At 39.9% G+C, this 20,004-nt stretch carries 21 protein-coding genes; 14 read left to right on the top strand and 7 right to left on the bottom strand.

Annotated features, from left to right (window positions below):
- Positions 1 to 176 precede the first annotated feature (176 nt).
- A complete protein-coding gene (locus tag ACIQYG_RS07110; RefSeq protein WP_402836593.1) occupies positions 177 to 542 on the bottom strand; it encodes a YtxH domain-containing protein in 366 nt (121 codons plus the stop codon).
- Between the two features lie 286 nt (positions 543 to 828).
- On the opposite strand from ACIQYG_RS07110, the gene yhzF reads away from it, so the two are divergent.
- A complete protein-coding gene (gene yhzF, locus ACIQYG_RS26945) occupies positions 829 to 1,032 on the top strand; it encodes a membrane protein YhzF (RefSeq protein ID WP_483878386.1) in 204 nt (67 codons plus the stop codon).
- A 99-nt stretch (positions 1,033 to 1,131) separates the two neighbouring features.
- Here yhzF and ACIQYG_RS07105 read toward each other — a convergent pair whose 3' ends face one another.
- From ACIQYG_RS07105 to ACIQYG_RS07095, 3 genes are all read right to left on the bottom strand, one after another.
- The gene (locus ACIQYG_RS07105) at positions 1,132 to 1,650 is read right to left on the bottom strand and encodes a tryptophan transporter (RefSeq protein ID WP_076367276.1); all 519 of its coding nucleotides are present in this window, start codon (positions 1,648 to 1,650) and stop codon (positions 1,132 to 1,134) included.
- Positions 1,651 to 1,776: 126 nt separating this feature from the next.
- On the bottom strand, positions 1,777 to 2,880 hold the full coding sequence (gene serC, locus ACIQYG_RS07100) for a 3-phosphoserine/phosphohydroxythreonine transaminase (protein ID WP_402836591.1): 1,104 nt from the start codon (positions 2,878 to 2,880) through the stop codon (positions 1,777 to 1,779).
- A gap of 261 nt (positions 2,881 to 3,141) precedes the next feature.
- Entirely contained in the window at positions 3,142 to 3,564 is a 423-nt protein-coding gene (locus ACIQYG_RS07095) for an HIT family protein (protein WP_402836589.1), read from the bottom strand.
- Between the two features lie 657 nt (positions 3,565 to 4,221).
- On the opposite strand from ACIQYG_RS07095, the gene ACIQYG_RS07090 reads away from it, so the two are divergent.
- The 3 genes from ACIQYG_RS07090 (at position 4,222) to ACIQYG_RS07080 (ending at position 6,975) form a co-directional block, all read left to right on the top strand.
- Positions 4,222 to 4,965 carry an ABC transporter ATP-binding protein gene (locus tag ACIQYG_RS07090; protein WP_402836587.1) on the top strand — a complete coding sequence of 248 codons (744 nt, stop codon included), beginning with the start codon at positions 4,222 to 4,224 and terminating at the stop codon, positions 4,963 to 4,965.
- Positions 4,958 to 6,166 carry an ABC transporter permease gene (locus tag ACIQYG_RS07085; RefSeq protein WP_402836585.1) on the top strand — a complete coding sequence of 403 codons (1,209 nt, stop codon included), beginning with the start codon at positions 4,958 to 4,960 and terminating at the stop codon, positions 6,164 to 6,166. Before ACIQYG_RS07090 ends, ACIQYG_RS07085 begins: the two co-directional genes overlap by 8 nt.
- Positions 6,167 to 6,267: 101 nt before the next feature.
- Entirely contained in the window at positions 6,268 to 6,975 is a 708-nt protein-coding gene (locus tag ACIQYG_RS07080) for an EcsC family protein (RefSeq protein WP_402836583.1), read from the top strand.
- A gap of 28 nt (positions 6,976 to 7,003) precedes the next feature.
- On the opposite strand, the gene ACIQYG_RS07075 is transcribed toward ACIQYG_RS07080, so the two are convergent.
- Positions 7,004 to 8,215 carry a M20 family metallopeptidase gene (locus tag ACIQYG_RS07075; RefSeq protein WP_402836581.1) on the bottom strand — a complete coding sequence of 404 codons (1,212 nt, stop codon included), beginning with the start codon at positions 8,213 to 8,215 and terminating at the stop codon, positions 7,004 to 7,006.
- A gap of 94 nt (positions 8,216 to 8,309) precedes the next feature.
- Between ACIQYG_RS07075 and ACIQYG_RS07070 the strand changes: the two genes are divergently transcribed.
- On the top strand, positions 8,310 to 8,933 hold the full coding sequence (locus tag ACIQYG_RS07070; RefSeq protein ID WP_402836579.1) for a phosphatase PAP2 family protein: 624 nt from the start codon (positions 8,310 to 8,312) through the stop codon (positions 8,931 to 8,933).
- Between the two features lie 163 nt (positions 8,934 to 9,096).
- Here the strand turns inward: ACIQYG_RS07070 and ACIQYG_RS07065 are convergent, their stop codons facing one another.
- On the bottom strand, positions 9,097 to 9,612 hold the full coding sequence (locus ACIQYG_RS07065) for an antibiotic biosynthesis monooxygenase family protein (protein WP_402836577.1): 516 nt from the start codon (positions 9,610 to 9,612) through the stop codon (positions 9,097 to 9,099).
- Between the two features lie 271 nt (positions 9,613 to 9,883).
- Here ACIQYG_RS07065 and hemE point away from each other — a divergent pair, with 271 nt between their 5' ends.
- The 3 genes from hemE to ACIQYG_RS07050 all read left to right on the top strand — a co-directional run bounded on the left by hemE (position 9,884) and on the right by ACIQYG_RS07050 (position 12,792).
- Positions 9,884 to 10,927 carry a uroporphyrinogen decarboxylase gene (gene hemE, locus ACIQYG_RS07060; protein WP_402836575.1) on the top strand — a complete coding sequence of 348 codons (1,044 nt, stop codon included), beginning with the start codon at positions 9,884 to 9,886 and terminating at the stop codon, positions 10,925 to 10,927.
- Between the two features lie 78 nt (positions 10,928 to 11,005).
- Positions 11,006 to 11,941: a ferrochelatase gene (hemH, locus tag ACIQYG_RS07055; RefSeq protein ID WP_034314663.1), complete on the top strand. Its 936-nt coding sequence runs from the start codon at positions 11,006 to 11,008 to the stop codon at positions 11,939 to 11,941.
- A 275-nt stretch (positions 11,942 to 12,216) separates the two neighbouring features.
- Positions 12,217 to 12,792 (top strand): TetR/AcrR family transcriptional regulator, encoded by a 576-nt coding sequence (locus ACIQYG_RS07050; RefSeq protein WP_402836573.1) that lies wholly within the window; start codon positions 12,217 to 12,219, stop codon positions 12,790 to 12,792.
- A 159-nt stretch (positions 12,793 to 12,951) separates the two neighbouring features.
- Here ACIQYG_RS07050 and yhfH read toward each other — a convergent pair whose 3' ends face one another.
- Complete coding sequence (yhfH, locus tag ACIQYG_RS07045; RefSeq protein WP_065310849.1) at positions 12,952 to 13,080, bottom strand: protein YhfH; 129 nt, start codon at positions 13,078 to 13,080, stop codon at positions 12,952 to 12,954.
- 173 nt (positions 13,081 to 13,253) lie between these two features.
- On the opposite strand from yhfH, the gene ACIQYG_RS07040 reads away from it, so the two are divergent.
- From ACIQYG_RS07040 to ACIQYG_RS07015, 6 genes are all read left to right on the top strand, one after another.
- Positions 13,254 to 13,988 (top strand): MBL fold metallo-hydrolase, encoded by a 735-nt coding sequence (locus ACIQYG_RS07040; RefSeq protein ID WP_402836572.1) that lies wholly within the window; start codon positions 13,254 to 13,256, stop codon positions 13,986 to 13,988.
- 39 nt (positions 13,989 to 14,027) lie between these two features.
- On the top strand, positions 14,028 to 15,017 hold the full coding sequence (gene lplA / locus ACIQYG_RS07035; protein ID WP_402836570.1) for a lipoate--protein ligase: 990 nt from the start codon (positions 14,028 to 14,030) through the stop codon (positions 15,015 to 15,017).
- Between the two features lie 179 nt (positions 15,018 to 15,196).
- A complete protein-coding gene (locus ACIQYG_RS07030; RefSeq protein ID WP_402836568.1) occupies positions 15,197 to 16,741 on the top strand; it encodes a fatty acid--CoA ligase family protein in 1,545 nt (514 codons plus the stop codon).
- A 177-nt stretch (positions 16,742 to 16,918) separates the two neighbouring features.
- Positions 16,919 to 17,446 carry an HD domain-containing protein gene (locus tag ACIQYG_RS07025; protein WP_034314654.1) on the top strand — a complete coding sequence of 176 codons (528 nt, stop codon included), beginning with the start codon at positions 16,919 to 16,921 and terminating at the stop codon, positions 17,444 to 17,446.
- Positions 17,447 to 17,626: 180 nt separating this feature from the next.
- Complete coding sequence (locus tag ACIQYG_RS07020) at positions 17,627 to 18,292, top strand: LuxR C-terminal-related transcriptional regulator (RefSeq protein WP_402836565.1); 666 nt, start codon at positions 17,627 to 17,629, stop codon at positions 18,290 to 18,292.
- A 361-nt stretch (positions 18,293 to 18,653) separates the two neighbouring features.
- The gene (locus tag ACIQYG_RS07015; RefSeq protein WP_402836563.1) at positions 18,654 to 19,919 is read left to right on the top strand and encodes a M48 family metallopeptidase; all 1,266 of its coding nucleotides are present in this window, start codon (positions 18,654 to 18,656) and stop codon (positions 19,917 to 19,919) included.
- Positions 19,920 to 20,004 lie beyond the last annotated feature (85 nt).

The following is a 20,004-nucleotide window of genomic DNA, read 5'->3' as shown; positions in this document are numbered from 1 at the left end:
CACCTACTTATAAGATTCTATATATTTATTATGACAATAAAATAAAAATTAATAAAGATAAATATTTGCAAAATTTTTAGAAAATTTTAGTTTTTTAATGAATTCTCCATTCTTCTCCAATAAACCATGTAATTTATTGGGAAAAATGGAGAATCAAGCTTGTGTGACGATGTCAGCTATTGATTTTTTGAAGAAGGGGCGGCCGCTTCCAATTCTTTCAATGAATTTTCAATTTCTTGAACGTTCTTCAATAATTCATTCTTATTGGGTTCGATTTCCCGCTTCCAGTTCTCGATGACGACCTGAACATCCGAAATGAACGTTTTAATCGTTTCTTTGCTGATTTGTGATGCTTCCATCGTGTCATCTTTAATATTCAGCATTTTTACCTTTAACTCATCAATTGTATTCTTAATTTCGTCTGTATTCGTTTTGATGCGGGTCCGTAGGTCTTTACCTGAACTTGGTGTCGAAAGTAGGGTTGCCGCACCCGCCACTACTGTTCCGGTCAAAAAGCCAATTAGTAATGATTTTGCTTTCATTAGGATCACCTCATTTTATAATATGTTTTCGCTTTCCATGGTCTGAATCCCTGCTGCATCAATTGGAAATAATGATAAATAGGGAGAGAAATACTATTGATATCAAAATACCATAATTTTCATCCTTATGGAAGAGAATCGACCATTTTATCTTTATATCACAAAAATATTTTTTTAAACTTAGAGAGTAAATATATAATATTTAAAAATAACTTGAAGCTTTATTAATAATGTTTCATATAAAGGGGAGAGCTGCATATAGATAATAAAAACAAGCTGTCGGAACATGGATGGCACTGGTGGGTTAATAATGAAAATCCTTTTTTTATTAGGCCTGGTATGCCTGTGCGGAATGGGGTATTTTCTAAGGCTAGCAAAAACTCCTGGCATCTATCCGCCAAGGAGGGTACTCCAGGCTAGAGCCTTCGCCATGGGTCTCCCTGGGGTTTTACTGCTTTTCATTTGGTTTATGTGGATATTGATTCATTGACCATTGGAGGATGATTCTTGCTAGAATTCCAGATTCATATGATTGGAAAAAAAAGCACCGGAGTTTCCGGTGCTTTTTTAGGTATGATGATCCTGCTGCTTAAGCATTAATGGGTATATTTGATTTTCTAACGATGCCGTTCACGATTGGATAAATGATGACCATCGCAACTGTATTTAAAAGCACGGCAGGAAGTACAACAGCGCCGAAAAGTGCAACGAAAGGCCCTGGAAGGGAAACGATATAATAAGCCGAACCAAGGAAGACAGCGCCGGAAATCATTGTTCCAACGGCAGTCAAGATACTAACGGTGACAACGGATGTTGAAAACTTCTTAAGACTGATGAATAAAAGGTAAAACAGAAAGGCTGTTGCCAATTTGTCTATGATATTTGGGATCTGTCCTCCTGGAAATGTAGTTGTCATGGCAGAGATGGCTCCTGCTGCCAGGGCGACAATGAATACATTCTTCTTCGCGGGAAACAGGGTAATCGCCAAAAACATCATTAACAGCATCATATCCGGTTTCATGCCAAGGAAGAATCCAGGTACGATAAAATGCAGGGCAGCCCCAATCCCGATTAATAGGGACAGTGACACAAGGGTTTTCGTTTTCATTTACTCATCTCTCCTATTCTCATCTCAACTAACAGCTTTTCTTCAACAATGCACTATTGCCTGTTGCAAGAAGTTTAAAATAGTATATCATAAGACCTATTTTTTTAGAAGTTATATTTGTTTGATTTAAAGGGTTTGAGCTTCCTTCGCTTTATACGATTCTTGGAATTTCTTCATGAAATCAGCAAGGTCCTGGCAATGGGATAGAGGGACCGCATTATAGATGGATGCTCTGCAGCCGCCGATGGAACGGTGACCGTTCAGTCCTACGAATCCGGCTTGCTTCACTTCTTTAAGGAATTGTACTTCAGCTTCTTCAGACGGAAGCGTGAACGTTACATTCATTAATGAACGGCTGTCCGGCAGGGCATGACCTTTATAAAAACCATCACTGCCGTCGATGGCATCGTAAATGACTTTTGCTTTTTCTTCATTGACTTCAGCAATCTTTTCCACGCCGCCCTGTTCTTTTGCCCAATCCAACACAAGGGACAATAAGTAAATGGCCAATGTCGGAGGGGTGTTGTATAAAGAATCATTTTTTGAATGGATAGAGTAGTTCATCATGGATGGGATTTTGTCATTATCCGTTATTAAATCTTTACGGATGATAACGACCGTGATACCTGATGGACCTAGATTCTTTTGTGCACCTGCATAGATGATGCCGAATTTACTAATATCAATCTTTTTGCTGAGAATATCACTTGACATATCGGCTACTAAAGGAATGTTGCCCGTTTCCGGGAAATCCTTCCACTGTGTTCCGTAAATCGTATTATTGCTTGTGATATGAAGATATGCAGCATCATCATTCAATTGGATGTCTTCGACTTTAGGGATGAACGTATATTTTTCATCTTTGGATGAAGCGACTACGGCCGTTTCACCAACCTTTTTGGCTTCTTTTAATGCTTTTTCCGACCAAGAACCAGTGAGTACATAATCTGCCCTTTTTCCATCTTTCAAAATGTTCATGGGAATCATGGAAAATTGTAGACTTGCTCCTCCTTGCAGCAGGAGAACTTCATAATTTTCAGGAATTTCCATAAGGTCTTTTAATGATTGAATGGCATGGTTATGAATTTTTTCGAATTCCGAACTTCTATGGCTTAATTCCATGACGGACATACCGGAATCCTCAATATTCAACCATTCGTTTTGAGCTCTTTGTAAAACTTCTAAGGGAAGGGCGGCTGGCCCAGCGTTAAAATTGCGTGCACGTTTCAATTTTTTTCCTCCTATACGACTATGTGATAAAGTATTTGAGACTATTCATATATCCTACCAGAAAACTAAAATCAATAGGAGGAAAATTTAGAATTTTAAGTGACAATCCATTTTAATGTTAGGCCAATGTAAAAAAGGTCCTGCACTTTAAAGTGAGGACCAAATCGGGATCATTGTTTTTTTCATGCAACCAGCGTTCAGTCAAAGTTCAATTGCCGATTGGAAAGGAGAAAGAAACCTTCTTCACAGGCCATTACAGTCTCATTTTAAATGCTGTGCAATGGAGTCAGCGATTTGTTTCAGGTCATCTGGTGTATAGTCGCTGGTATTGGTTTTCCAAACAGCACCAAAGCCGTCACCTTTCCCATGCCGAGGAATTAAATGCATATGAAAATGGAAAACGGACTGTCCTGCAGCTTCACCGTTATTATTTAAAAGGTTCAGGCCTACAGGTTGGAATTCCTGCTTCATGGCGCGGGCAATTTCCGGCACCACTTCAAAGAGTTTCTTGGCGATCTCAGGTGTCAACTCATAAAGGTTTTCCTTATGTACTTTAGGTATTACCAGCGTATGGCCTTTTGTTACTTGACTGATATCGAGAAAGGCCAATACATGTTCATTTTCGAAAACTTTACTACTTGGAATTTCCCCATCGATTATTTTGCAAAAAATGCAATCACTCATTAAAAACGCTCCTTTAAAAGTTAATGTATTTGGTTAATCGTACCATAGCTTGAATCTTTGAGAAAAGGAAAAATCATAAAAACAGGATGCAACATAAGTTGCACCCTGCCTGTCGAAAAAGGGGGTTTTGCTTCAAAATTCGCATTAGCATAAATTCTCTGCGACAAACACCTCATCTACATTGTAGTAAAATACGGTTATTATCTGATTAGAGATTTTCCATTCAAAGCAACCATCTCCTATATCTTTAAAGTTTCATCAACTTTCAAAGCATAATTGATAATTATTGAATGATTTTTCTGCTTTTACGTGCAAGAGAACCATCTCCTTGCTCGAAACGATTTTTTTATGAAGCTTCTGGTTTAATTCAGTAATACGTCTTTAACTGACACCTCATTTACAATATGATGTAAATCATTTGTAATAAAACTTATGGGTAATTCAGTGTAATACGTCTTTAACTGACACCTCATTTACAATATGATGTGAATCACACGTAATGACTAACCCCTTCTTCCTTATTTATGATGACCAACAAGCTGGGAAAATATAATTAGTTATTTATGGAAATTTAGTTCCGGGAACACTCGACTATATAAAAGCAGGAGAATTTGATAAAATGGAAATAAGAACCTCTATATAGAAAGGATCGTTTATATGTCCTTATTGGAAATAAAGCAATTAGTGGGCGGATACACGAAAACGCCCGTTTTAAAAGGAATAAGTTTTGACATTCAGCCAAATGAGCTAGTTGGGTTAATTGGGCTTAACGGGGCTGGGAAAAGTACGACGATTAAACATATCATCGGACTCATGGAGCCGAAAGGCGGAAGCGTCTCGATTCATGGTAAAACACTTGCCCAGGACCCGGATACATATCGAAAACAATTCACTTATGTTCCAGAAACGCCAATTTTGTATGATGAGCTTACACTTGAGGAGCATTTAAAGCTTACAGCCATGGCACATGGTTTGGAGGAAGCCACATATAAAGAAAGGATGGACGTTCTGTTAAAGGAATTCCATATGGAGAAAAGGCTTAAATGGTTCCCGGCCCATTTTTCAAAGGGAATGAAGCAAAAGGTGATGATAATGTGCGCCTTTTTAGTACAGCCGTCTTTATATATCGTCGATGAACCCTTCGTAGGTCTTGATCCCCTAGGCATTCAATCCCTGCTTGATTTGATGAGGAAGATGAAAGAGAGCGGAGCGGGAATTTTAATGTCTACACACATACTGGCGACAGCTGAGAGGTATTGTGATTCTTTCATCATACTGCATAATGGTGAGATTCGGGCGAAAGGCGATCTTGAGCAGCTTCGTCAACAATTTTCCATGCCAGGGGCAACTCTGGACGATTTATATATCCAATTGACGAAAGAAGAAATCGGTCATGAATAGTCAAAATCTCTGGAAGGAAAGATATTTAGGCTATATAAATGAAACGCAAAAATATCTTCGTTATATCTTTAATGGCCATCTTGTTTTTGTCATGGTATTGGTTCTTGGTGGGTTGGCTTATTATTACAGTGATTGGGTGAAGACGTTAAACAGTGATTTCCCGGCTGAATTGATCATGGCCTTTGTGTTATCGATCATTGTAACCAGAAGCCCGATAAATACATTCTTGAAAGAACCTGATACGGTATTCCTGCTTCCGCTTGAAACGAAGTTGAGAAGCTATTTCAAGAATTCATTGATATTAAGTTGGGTCATGCAAAGCTTTATTCTTCTGGTTGTCCTGATTGCATCGATACCGATGTATTCGAAGGTTACGGGTGCAGGAGGTAAGGACCTTGGAATCATCCTGGTCGTTTTGCTTATTTTGAAGTTTTTGAATTTAACCATGCGCTGGCTGGTATTGAAATATCAGGATACATCAGTAAGCCATTGGGACTCTCTCATCCGCTTTTTACTTAATGGAGTGATTCTTTATTTCATCTGTTCAAGTGCAAATATACTGTTTGCACTTATAACCTTCTTATTATTGTTAGCACTTTACATGTATTACCGAAGCGCAACTAAAGGTTTCGTGCTGAAGTGGGAACGGCTGGTGGAACTGGAAAACAAACGGATGAATTCTTTCTATCGAATAGCGAACATGTTCACTGATGTTCCTCATTTGAAAGGGAAAGTAGCGAGAAGGAAATGGATGGACTGGCTATTATCACTCATTCCGTATGGTGATAAATCAACTTATACCTATCTTTACGCCCGTACACTGCTGCGATCCAATGATTATGTGGGACTTTGTTTTCGTTTAACGATCATGGGCTCCGTGATTTTAAGTGTATTCACTAACATATGGGCACATTTGATTGTTACGTTCATGTTCCTATTCATGACAGCCCTGCAACTGCTGCCGGTTTGGAAGGCACATGAATGGAAAGTATGGGTCTCATTGTATCCATTGCCAGCAAAAATGAGAGAATCTGCAGTCATAAAGCTAATTTCCTATTTCCTATTATTTGAGGACCTTGTCTTCAGTTTGGTCCTGTTAGTGAAAGGGGAATGGATGTCCGCTTTAGCCGCCTTGGCAATGGGGCTTGTTTTCATATTCGGTTTTAAAATTTATGCAGCAAAGAAAATTAAAAACTTTTAAGCGAAGCTGATTTTTCATAAAATCAGCTTTTTCTTTTAAGAAATGAAAATTGAAACTAAAAGCCTCATAGGGGGTATATACATATTTAACGGAGGTGTTAAATGATGGATGAATATGAACAAAAGGCATTATCTGAACTAGTATCATGGAAAAAGAAAGTAGCCAAGAAATCCGGCAGGCTTGAGCGGATGTCCAAAAAGGCGCAAATCAAATTGAATAGTTATATTCCAGACCGAGTGCACAAAGTGATTACTGATAGTATTAAAGGGATGATAGAGGCCGTATTATCAGGTTCTAAATATATGTCTAAAGAAAAAAATGTAGTGCTATTAACCTTGCAGCAAAAGGAAGAGTGGGTTGCGGAAACTGTAACAGCATATCGGAAAACGGCGGTTATAGAAGGTGTGGGAACCGGAGCGGCAGGGCTTTTAATTGGATTGGCTGATTTCCCATTACTGCTTAGCATCAAGATGAAATTATTATTTGAACTATCCCGTCTATACGGTTTCGATCCAAATAAATATGAGGAACGATTGTTCATTCTTCATATCTTCCAGATGGCATTTTCCAGCGAGGAGAAGAAATTGGAAACATTACGGGTAATAGAGGAATGGGATTCAGGGAAATGTCCGGAAATAGACTGGCAAGAATTTCAGCAGGAATATCGCGATCACATCGATGTCATCAAAATGTTTCAGCTCGTTCCAGGTTTTGGGGCAGCTGTCGGTGGATATGCGAACCATCATTTGTTGGAACATCTTGGGGAGACGGCTGTCCATTGTTACCGAATCAGACTTCTTAAACAGTAAGGGACGGGGATAACCCGTCCCTTTACCATTACCGCAATAAAGATTCATTCACCTTTTGAGATGATTGTTTCTTATTGTGATAGGTCACCGCTGCAGTGCCTAATATTTTGGCTGCAATGAGCATCGCTTTTTCATCAATGTCAAACAAAGGATGATGATGTGGATATGTATGTTCATTTTTTGGCCTGGCTCCCGTAAAGAAGAATGTACCTTTTACATTTTGTAAATAATAAGAAAAATCTTCACCTGTCATATCCGGGTCAATTTCCTCTGTAATTAAAACTTCCTTGACGGACTCAGTGCTCTCGATGAGGAATTTAGTTTCCTCAACATGTGGAATAACAGCTGGATAACCTTGAAAGTATTGATATTCATAGGTGCAGTCCGCAGCTAGGCAGGTTCCTTTAACAATCCGCTTCATTTCTTCGTTAATGAATGAACGGACATCTTCCTTGAATGTGCGGACGGTCCCGATTATTTTTGCCTTATCTGCAATGACGTTAAAGGCATTATCTGCTACAAAGGAACCGACGGTAATGACTGCAGAATCTATTGGGTTAAGGCGGCGGCTTACGATTTGCTGTAGGGCCATGACTAGCTGAGAGCCGACCACGATTGCATCACGGGTTTTATGCGGCTGGGCTCCATGTCCGCCCTGCCCTTGAATGGTGATTTCAAAACGGTCAGCAGCGGCCATAAGGGGTCCAAAAGCGTATTGGACTGTTCCGGTAGGGACCGTGGCCCATAAATGGGTGCCGAAAATTACATCCACCCCATCAAGGCAGCCAGCTTCAATCATCGGTTTGGCGCCTCCTGGAGCATACTCTTCAGCATGCTGGTGGATAAATATATATTCACCTTCGAGCTCATCCTTCAGTTCATTCAGATTTTTTGCAAGGACAAGGAGTGTCGCTGTATGCCCATCGTGTCCACACGCATGCATTACCCCGGGTACGGAAGATTTATAGTGAACTTCTTTTTCATCTTGAATGGGTAAGGCGTCGAAATCAGCGCGCAATGCTACGGTTTTACCAGGCTTACTGCCGGTGACCTGGGCAATAACTCCATTGCCGCCTACATTCGTCCGGTGTTCGATTCCATGTTTTTCATAAAATTCAGCGATGAAGGCTGCCGTTTGGGTTTCTTGAAAAGAAAGCTCTGGATGTTGATGAAGATAACGCCTGATGGAAACCATTTCTTCATATGAACCATCTAGAAGATCGTGTAATCGCTGTATCATTTTGCACCTCCCAATGATTGGATTAATTGTAAATAGTATATCATATTCTGAATAATCCAAAGTGAATTAAATACCTTGAGGAGAGAGATATATAATGAATAAATATTCCTGGATTGCTATGGTTTCGCTTTGCTTGTTGCTATTCTTTTTTTTGATGAATGAAGTCCAGAGTGAGAAATCTTTAGCATTCGATACATATATTGCGGAACTCTTTTCTGTAGGTAAAAATACTTTTTCGTTCACTTTCTTCAAGTACATTACCTATCATGGGAAATCCATGTTCATTGGTTTTGGAAGCTTACTATGTATTCTATATTTGTGGATAATTAAGAAGGATTATTGGACCATGGCCGTCTATTCTATCGGGATTGCCGGGGGTGATGTATTAAACGGGTGGATAAAAAATCATGTTAAAAGAGTACGCCCTGAAAATCATATGATGGAGACCGCTGGCTTCAGTTTTCCAAGTACCCACGCAATGGTGGGCCTTGTTTTCTTCAGTATGGTTGCTTATTTAATCATGAATGAAATTAAAGGAAACTCATTGAAATGGGCAGTGGGAATTGGTTTCGTTTGTATGGTTCTCCTGATCTGTGTCAGCAGGATCGCTATGAAAGTTCACTTTCCAACTGATATCTTGGCAGGTTTTGCATTAGGAGCGGCATATAGTTTAACCTTGTTTAAATTGTATAAATTCCTGGGGTCTAGAGTACTTTGAATGAAATATATGTAAATATCGGTTGCATTTCCCCGGAAATAAAGAAGGAATTTGTCGGATTGTTATAGGTTTTATTGATCATTATGCATTCAAAATAACTTTCTGCATTACTATGAAGAAGCCCATCCTTGAGGGGATGGGCCTTTTATTGAGCAGGAATGGATTATTCTTCGGAATCCTTCACCAATGTGTATTGGGTTACATAGGCTTCACCCGAAAACATCTTCTGGCTGGAATTCGTAACGGGAGGTTTTGAGTCGCTGTTATGCGCCATCTTAAAGGAACTGGAATTCTTCCAGTTCAGGAAATCAGCTTGTTTCTCCCAAATCGTTAGAATAACATAAGTTTCAGAGTTGATCGGCCGCAGAATACGAAGTGCGACGAAACCCGGTTCATTTTCAATGAATCCAGCCCTGTTTTTAAAACGATGTTCGAATACCGGCCGTCCTTCCTCACTTACAGGGATATTATTCATGACTACATACCCATGATCCTGAAGGTTCCCTTTCCCATCAACCACTTCATACTTACGTGGCGAGCTGAAGATCGTTTTACCAGTTGTTTCATGTAAAAGTACTGCAGTGTCAGGATTTTGCATAAGTAATATTTTTTCATTCGGGTGCTTATCTTTTTTGATTTTCAAAAAATCGTAAGTGCCTGATGTGATGAATACATTCATAATTTCCCCTCCAATTACTATATAGTACCTGTATACCCATTTTACCCAATGAATAGTGCTTTTACCATTTCCAAACTAACCATCAAGCTGGCAAACCGGTAAGGTACGTATAAAAAAGTCGATTTTTTGACAAATATATAGGTTGGCTATACTTCTATTATAGAAAAAGCTATAGTTTAAGGAGATTCGATTTGAAATTCAACATCCTTCTGATATTCTATGTAGGTAATGAATAAAAATAGAAACGTGATTGCTTGAAAGGTGGATATTAATGTCTAAGGAAATTACGAATGATACATTTTTAAAAGCTGCAAGAGGAGAGAAAACGGATCATGTGCCTGTTTGGTATATGCGTCAGGCCGGCCGTTCACAGCCGGAATACCGTAAATTGAAAGAGAAGTACTCACTTTTTGAAATTACTCACCAGCCGGAATTATGCGCTTATGTAACTAGATTGCCAGTTGAGCAATATGACGTAGACGCTGCGATTTTATATAAAGATATAATGACACCGCTACCAGCCATTGGTGTCGATGTTGAGATTAAGTCCGGAATCGGTCCAGTCATATCCAACCCGATCCAATCGGTGACAGATGTTGAAAAATTAGGTGAATTGAACCCAGAGAAAGACATTCCATATGTGTTGGACACGATTAAATTATTGACCACGGAACAATTGTCCGTTCCTTTGATCGGTTTCTCCGGGGCTCCGTTCACCATTGCTTCATACATGATTGAAGGCGGCCCCTCCAAAAACTACAATAAGACGAAAGCTTTCATGTATTCCGAGCCAAAGGCCTGGTTTGCATTAATGGATAAATTGGCGGATATGATCATCATCTATGTCAAGTCACAAATCAAAGCCGGCGTTAAAGCCGTCCAAATCTTTGATTCATGGGTGGGTGCTTTGAACGTTGAAGATTACCGCGTGTTCATCAAGCCGATCATGACTCGTATCTTTTCTTCATTGCGTGAAGAAAATGTACCGCTAATCATGTTCGGGGTCGGCGCAAGTCACTTGGCACTTGAGTGGAATGATCTTCCGATTGATGTAGTCGGGCTTGATTGGAGACTGCCAATTACAGAAGCAAGACAAATGGGAATCCAGAAAACGGTACAAGGTAATCTTGATCCTGCCCTGCTATTATCATCATGGGATGTTATAGAAGAACGGACGAAAAGGATCCTGGATCAGGGCATGGAACAGGACGGCTACATCTTTAATCTTGGTCATGGGGTTTTCCCTTCCGTAAATCCGGAAACACTGAAGAGGCTGACCGCTTTCATTCATGAATATTCCTCAAAAATGAAGTAAAGTGAGCGAACCATTTGCTAAAACTCCGTAATTGGATGCACAATGAAAGAACGAAATCTTTAAAAGAGGTGTAATTTCATGTCAAGAAAAAAAATGGGCCTTTTAGTCATGGCTTATGGTACTCCATACACTGAAGAGGATATTGAAAGGTATTATACACATATTCGTCATGGGAGACGGCCAAGCGACGAATTGATTGCCGACCTAAAAGGCAGATATGAAGCGATCGGTGGATTATCCCCGCTTGCAAAAATAACGGCAGGACAAGCTGAAGCGCTTGAAAAGAAATTGAATTCCGTTCAGGAGGAAGTTGAATTCAAGGCATATCTTGGACTGAAACATATTGAACCTTTTGTTGAAGACGCAGTGAAACAAATGCATGAAGATGGAATCAAAGAAGCGGTCAGTATAGTATTGGCACCGCATTTTTCAACATTCAGCGTGAAGTCTTATAATGGACGTGCCCAGGATGAAGCCGCTAAATTGGGGGACCTGACCATCACTTCCGTTGAAAGCTGGTATGATGAACCAAAATTCATCCAATATTGGGTAGACCAAGTAAAAGAAGTAATCGGGAAAATGACCTCGGAAGAACGCGATAATTTCGCTTTGATCGTGTCGGCACATAGCCTCCCGGAAAAAATCTTGCAATCGGGAGATCCGTATCCAAATCAACTGAAAGAAACGGCAGACATGATTGCCGAAGGCGCAGGGGTTACCAATTATGCAGTAGGCTGGCAAAGCGCTGGACAAACTCCTGAACCATGGTTGGGACCTGATGTACAGGATTTAACCAGAGATCTTCACCAGGCAAAAGGTTATAAAGCTTTCATTTATATTCCTGTTGGCTTTGTTGCCGAGCACCTTGAAGTCCTTTATGATAACGATTATGAATGTAAGGTTGTGACGGAAGAGATTGGTGCAGGCTACTATAGGCCGGATATGCCTAATGTTAAACCTGAATTCATCGATGCTTTGGCCACGATCATTTTAAACAGATTACAGGAAAAGTGATCAGTCAATAGGAGTTAGTTTAACCAAGCTTGCAATATGCTCTGCAAATTTTCATTTGATGTTAGGTAATTCACCGGAAAAGCGACGCTTTCTTTTTACTTGACCTTGCTGATTTAAATAAATACCCTATTTTCGAAAAGTGGCTGTCCAGTAACGGGGATGGCCATTGTTTCTCTAAGTAATTGATAATATAATTGAAAAGACTGAAAATTTTTGGTATGATATCGTTGAACATAATGACTGTATTGTCCGTCTGGTCAGGATTGAGGTGGGAAATGTCTGTTGATCGTAAAAAATTAATTTTGGAAGCCGCGACCAAGTCGTTTTCACTTTTTGGCTATAAGGCAACGACGATGGATCAAGTCGCTAAAATTGCCAATGTGGGAAAAGGGACCATTTATACCTTTTATAAAAATAAAGAAGAGCTGTTTAAAGAAATCGTTCAGCGGTTGATAGAGGAAATGAAGTATGAGGCGGAACAGTCTTTGGATGACCAACTCTCCTTTTTTGAAAACCTGCATCGGGCCGTTTATCGAATTCTGGAGTTCAGGCAGGAACATCAATTATCATTAAAACTTCTTCAGGAAGAGCGGGAAATAGGTACGCCAGCCGTTCAGGAGATGGTTAATGAAATGGAAGAAGCCATTGTATCCTACATTAAGGACAAACTAAAAATAGCGATTGATAAGGGCTATATACAACCTTGCGATCCAGAGATAACAGCTTTCCTGATGCTAAAGATGTACCTTGCCCTGATTTTTGATTGGGAAAGGAATCATGCCCCATTAGAGAAAGAGGAAATTGCTGAACTATTTAAAATATATTTATTCAAAGGATTATCCGTTACGTGACAATTCTATTTTTTTGCTGAAAGGCAATGAACCTCAATAAAAGAAGAGATACCGATGATCGGTATCTCTTCTTTTATTGGGGTTGGTTTCAGCTGCGAAACCGAAACATATATATATTCATCCTGCTATTTGGGAAGCGGATGGTGAAACACAAGACTACTACTCTCCAGAAAGGCAATGATCACAGTGGTTTCCATAACATTCGTGCTGTTCTTCAATTTTTTTTCCGCATTCCGTGCATTGTTTCGGTGGCAGGTTTTTAAAGAACTCAACACTACTTTGAATCATGAACATCATCTCCTGAATTTTTTTATTATTCTCATTTCTATGGTTTTATTGTATTATAACAGATTTACAATGTCAATGAATGTTTTATAACATAAGTAAAAAAGGTGAAATAAGGGCAAGAATAGTTTATATTAATGGGGAAGTCATTGAGAGAAAAAAAGGAGTGCCTAAGCATGAAAATCACCGTAATTGGCTGCTGGGGCGGTTATCCAGCTAAAAATGAGGCAAGTTCCGGCTATTTGCTTGAATATGAAGATTTTCGCATTCTGCTTGATTGTGGCAGCGGTGTTCTATCACAGCTGCAAAACCATATGAAGCCAGAGGATCTTGGTGCAGTTGTATTATCCCACTATCATCCGGATCATGTAGCGGATATTGGTGTCCTGCAGCACGCTGCGTTCATACAGCAGATATTGGGCAGCGAAAAAAGGACCATTCCTATTTATGGTCATGATTTGGACGAAGTCGAATTCGGTAAGTTAACTTATAAAGACGTGACAAAGGGGATCGCCTACTCTGCTGATCAACCCTTAACCATTGGACCGTGTAAATTTACGTTCATGAAAACAAAACATCCAGTCCCTTGTTTTGCAATGAGGATTGAAGCAGAAAATCATTCGATAGTTTACACAGGGGACAGTTCATATATGGACGAGCTTGCAGATTTCGCTAAAGACGCAAATGTTTTATTATGTGAAAGTAACTTTTATAGTGATATGGATGGTTCAAAGGCGGGGCATATGACGGCACGGGAAGCGGGCCTGCTGGCAGAAAAGGCAGACGTCCAGCTATTGCTGTTAACTCACCTTCCTCATTATGGGAATCTCGATCAACTGAAAAAAGAAGCATCCGAGGTATTCAAAAGGGAAATAGCTGTAGCCAAAACCAATCTCGAATTCCAACTATAAAAAACATCTGGGATATGAAGTCTACAAGGAGGAACAACTGTGCTTTTTATTGATAATAAGGGAATTACAGATCCAAGAATTAACCTGGCCATCGAAGAATATGCGCTTAAACATTTAAATATAGATGAAACTTATCTTCTATTTTACATTAATCGTCCTTCAATCATCATAGGAAGAAATCAAAATACGATTGAAGAAATCAATTCCGATTATGTAGATGGAAATGGCATTACAGTTGTTCGCCGCCTTTCCGGGGGCGGAGCGGTTTATCATGACCTGGGGAATCTCAATTTCAGTTTCATTACGAGAGATGATGGGGATAGTTTCCATAACTTCAGGAAATTCACCCAGCCTGTCGTGGAAACGCTCGAGAAACTAGGAATACATGCTGAATTGAGCGGACGTAACGATATTCTGGCTGAAGGAAAGAAGATTTCAGGGAACGCGATGTTTTCAACGAAGGGCAGGATGTTCAGTCATGGGACATTGCTGTTTCAATCAGAAATGGATCACATTGTATCCGCTTTAAAAGTGAAAAAAGATAAAATCGAGTCCAAAGGGATTAAATCGATAAGAAGCCGTGTCGGTAATATCGCCGATTTCCTAAAAGAACCGATGTCTGTTGAAGAATTCCGTTCATTCCTCCTGCAAAATATTTTCAAAGATAGCGGTAAGGTTACAGAGTATGTTTTAACCGAGACGGATTGGGAGAAAATTCACGAAATATCGGAAGAAAGGTATCAAAACTGGGAGTGGAATTATGGAAAATCACCTAAATTCAACTTGCAAAACTCGCATAGATTCCCTGTGGGATCTGTTGATATCCGTCTTGAAGTGAACAGGGGAATCATTGAAAATTGTAAAATCTACGGTGATTTCTTCGGGGTCGGTGAGGTTGCGGATATTGAACAAAAGCTTACTGGAATACGCTATGAAAAGGAAGCAATCAGCAGGGTACTGGATGAGATCGATGTTCGTCATTATTTTGGCAATGTAACAAAAGAAGAAATATTGGCTTTAATATATTAAGCTTGAAAAGCCGTCCCGATTTAATAGGACGGCTTTTATGCCTAATAATGACAGTAATTTCTTGAAAATGGATAAAATTCTTGCTGTGATCGCATTCTTTTAATATAATAAAACTGTATTTAGTTCACCATAAAAATGAATGACTATTCATTCATGCTATTTGCAGGGGAGGGAGAAAGATGAATTTATCTGAACGGCTTCATCAAATGGCTTTAAAAAAGGCGGATAAGCCAGCATATTACTTTGTGGATCAATCCACTTCATATGGGGAATTGGATAAGGCCGTTACGAAGTTCGCAGACGAATTACATAGGCTTGGTGTTACAAAGGGTGATAACATTGCGCTGTTATTAGGCAACTCTCCACATTTCATCATTTCGTTGTATGGAGCTATGCGAGCAGGGGCGACCGTAATTCCCGTCAATCCCATTTACACACCTGACGAGATTGGTTACATCCTGAATAATGGCGATGTAAAGGTTGTTGTGGCATTAGACAAGCTTTTACCCTTATTAGAGAAAATGAACCCAACCCTCTCAAGCGTCGAACAATATGTAATTTGTGAAACGCAGCCGGATAATGGGGAGATTAGCAAATTTAACATCTATCAAAAAATGAAATCGTTTACAAAAATGGTCGAATCGGGGGATGACGGGTTTAAAGGTCCAGAACTGGATCCTGAAGATACGGCAATCATACTCTATACCTCGGGAACTACGGGGAAACCAAAGGGGGCCATGCTCACACATGCCAATATCTACTCCAATGCACATGATATTGGGGAATATTTAAAAATCACGGAAAGTGACCGTGTCATTACGACATTGCCAATGTTCCATGTTTTCAGTTTAACGGTAGTTGTGAATGCCCCGTTGATAAGCGGTGGTACGCTTTTAATTGTCCCGCAATTCAGTCCAAAGGAAATATTCAGGCAAGTCAAAAAATACGAAGCGACCGTTTTTGCTGGAGTGCCTACGATGTATAACTTTCTTTTCCAATATCCAGATGCGAAAGAGGATGCTTTGAAGTCGTTGCGGATATGCATCTCGGGCGGATCCGCCATGCCAGTGTCCCTGCTTGAATCATTCGAGCGGAAATTTAATGTCAGGGTTTCAGAAGGATATGGCTTATCCGAAGCTTCCCCTGTTACCTGCTTCAATCCTTTGGACCGTCCTAGGAAGGCGGGTTCCATCGGAACCTCCATCCTTAGGGTGGAAAACAAAGTGGTCAATGAGCTTGGAGAAGAAGTTCCGATCAATGGGGTAGGGGAATTGATTGTCAGAGGTCCGAATGTAATGAAGGGTTATTATAAAATGCCTGAAGAATCAGCCGCTGTCTTGAAAAATGGCTGGTTATATACAGGCGATTTAGCCAGGATGGATGATGAAGGCTATTTTTTCATTGTAGATCGTAAAAAGGAGCTTATCATCGTCGGTGGCTATAATGTCTATCCACGTGAAGTGGAGGAGGTTTTGTATGCCCATCCTGAAGTAGTTGAGGCAGCAGCCATCGGCGTTCCCGATCCCAATCAGGGGGAAGTGGTTAAATGCTTTGTGGTAAAGAAAAACAATGCTTTGACCGAGGAAGAGCTGCTTGCCTATTGCATGGAACACTTGGCCAAATATAAGGTACCGGAAAAAATTGAGTTTTTGGATGAACTTCCAAAAAACGCGACTGGTAAAATTTTGCGACGTTCCTTGAAAAACCATGTACTGCAAAACTGAATTACATTGATCATGAGGAGATCATTGCCTATAACTGGCAATGGTCCTTTTTTTTTGTACAACCAAAGTGTATGAGGATGCATAAAATATATTGAAGAACTTAAAACCTTGATTCTTGTTTCGAAAAGAGTTATCATTGTCATTAAAAATTTCCACAAAATTGTAAGGAGGGGTTAGATGAGAGATGTAAAGCTTTTGGATATTTTTACACATCCCATTGCTCAAAAATACTTGAACCGTTCAGGTCTGGCACATGCGATTGCGGTAGCATACCATGCGTTTCACTTAGCAAATGAATATAATGTCGACCCTGATATTGCTGCCAAAGCTGGACTTTTGCATGATATGGGTCATTTCACCTGGTATCGCAATGGTAAATGGGATTATGATCTATATAAACAAAATGATATTCACCCGATCAAAGGAGCAGAACGAGCACATAAACTATTAATCCGCTTGGGAGAAAATCCGATAAAGGCAAAGACCATTTCCCTCGCCATTTTATTTCACACCGATTCGTTCTTACCTTCAAATGATATTATTCGCACACCGCTTCAGCAAGTCGTCAAATGGGCCGACGAAAAAGATGAAGAAGAAGGTGGAAAACACCATTATCGCAAAATTGATTTTCCCCGGGCAAAGGAAAGCATCATGAAACTTGATACTCTCATAGATGAGGAACAAAGAAAAAGGCTATCATCCTGAAGTCAAACGGGTTGATAGCCTTTTTATTGTCAGAAGGAGCACTTTTTAAAGCATTTAACAGTTTAAATTTGTTACAGGTAAATTAATGATGTAAAATATAGACCAATAGAACTACTTGCGGCGGACAATTACAAAAAATTATCGGATTAATAACAAATAAAGAAAGTAACAGGTGAGGTTATGAAGTCGATTAAGCTAATGATATATGGTGGTCAGGGAGGACTTGAGGGAATCATCGAAAAAGAAGATGACATTAAGGTCATGGGGAAGACAGGAAATGAAATGGACCTTCTTGATTCTGATCATTCATCAGCCATGCCAGATGTCATTCTTATTGATGCCCGGTCTTCAGGAAAGTATGGACAGGAAGTCATGCAAATCCTGAAGGAAAAATATCCATTCACTCCTTTCCTCATTTTTACTGCCTATTCAGAAAATCATTATCTTATCGAAGCCATATGCCATGGTGCAGCAGGTTATGTGTTACAGGATGGCGGAATGAAACAAGTGATGTCGGCAATCCGTCAATGTGCCAACGGTCAGATAGTTTATCCTGCCTCATTTAAATCAATATTAATGAAAAAGCTGCAGCAGGATGTTGAAAGATCACAAGTGACTTTGGAAAAGGCAATAGAAAAATTGGGGGTCTTTTCTAAACGCGAGCATGAACTGCTTATCCTGCTAACCCAAGGCGAAACGAATCAGCAAATTTCAGAAAAACTTTTTCTATCGATCGGCACGGTAAAAAACTATATAAGCCGTATTTACAGAAAACTGAATGTTAATAATCGACCGGAGCTTATGGCACTTTTGTATAGTTTTCAAAAAAGCGGGATGAAGGGATGACTACACATGCCCTGCCGTTCCGTTAATCGGCGTCTTTCATAATGCCATTACCAAAACCTTTGGTGAAACGATTTTCATCTAAGCAATTAAGTGGCGGCAAAGGGACAAATTCGTCGTTGCCTTAAACCTCCCATCCCTCTGTTTTTTTAGTGTCTCTGATCATCATTCCGCCTCCAATCCCGGATGTGCATTTTTGGCTGGAGGTGTATTCTGTGAGATCTTAAGGTTGATAATAAAGAATAAAAAATCAACAAAATGATGGAGATTATAAGGGATGAATGATATTGAAGGGAAATCCGGTTCTAACCTGTCCATTTTGGATTAAACTATTAAGAGGGAGATTCGTTTAAGGAGGGGCATCATGGTTAGAAAATGGGCTGGAAGAGCGATTATATTATATATCCTATATGCAGCAGCGATGTATTGGTATATTTTTTATGGAGCTGATACCACCATTCCCGAAGCTTTGCGTGGAACTGCAGCAGATCCGGCAACATTCCTGAATGCAAGGGAACTAAAGCTTAGCGAAGAGTATTCAGGACTGCGGAATTTTATTTTTTTCGTATCCACGCCATATGAATGGCTGCTGTATTTCTTCATTTTATTATTCGGTTTTTCAAAGGCATTTGAAAAATCGTCAATGGCAGTCTCGAGACTGAAAGCGATCAGAACGGGCATTTACTTATTCTGGCTTTCCATTATTTCTTACCTGGCACTGTTTCCAATCAGTTTCATTGGATATCGGATGAGCAAGAGTTACCACATAAGTACACAAAGTTTCACCTCGTGGATGAAGGATGGAGTCATCGAATTCTGGGTGAATTTTGGGATGATGTTCATCATCGTTTCCGTTTTATATTGGTTAATGAAGAAAAGTGTGAAGAAGTGGTGGCTCTATGCTTGGATGCTGTCCATTCCATTTACCTTGTTCCTGATGTTTGTTCAGCCTGTATTGATTGATCCGCTCTACAATGAATTCTATCCGCTCAAAAATAAAGAGCTGGAAACGGAAATATTGGCACTTGCCTCACAGGCTGAGATTCCGGCTGAACACGTGTATGAAGTAAATATGGCGGAAAAGACCAATGCCTTGAATGCATACGTGACCGGCATAGGTTCCAACTCAAGAATAGTCCTTTGGGATACGACCTTGAACAAACTGAAAGAAGATGAAATCCTTTTTATCATGGCACATGAAATGGCTCATTATGTGGAAAAGCACATTTATATAGGGATTGCAGGTTATTTAGGACTGACTTTAATCGGTTTGTGGCTGACATCGAAAATCATGAATTTTATCATTGGTCGCTGGGGACATCAATTAAAGATCCGTTCGGTTGACAGCATTTCTTCTCTCCCATTATTTCTTTTAATAACGTCTGTGCTGCTCTTTGCTTCAAGCCCGCTGTCCAATTATGTTTCCAGATATCAAGAAACAAGGGCTGACCGTTATGCCATTGAAATGACCGGGGATAAAGAATCAGCAATCACGACGTTCCAGGAACTCACGAGGTCGGGATTGAGTCAGGTCAACCCGCCATTCCTGGTTAAATGGCTGCGATATTCCCATCCAACCATGCTCGAGCGGATTTCAACGGTTGAAAATGCAGATACAAAGGGAGATTGAAAGCCAGCTGAAAACCAGCTGGCTTTTTTTCTTTGGAAAGTGGGAATTTGTAGATGTTTTCAGAAAAAACTATTTTTTTAAAAAA

It is taken from the genome of Peribacillus sp. NPDC096622 (assembly GCF_044762665.1).
GTDB lineage: Bacteria > Bacillota > Bacilli > Bacillales > DSM-1321 > Peribacillus > Peribacillus frigoritolerans_B.
The sequence above is the reverse complement of the archived record's forward strand: the minus strand, read 5'-3'. Positions and strand labels throughout refer to the sequence as shown.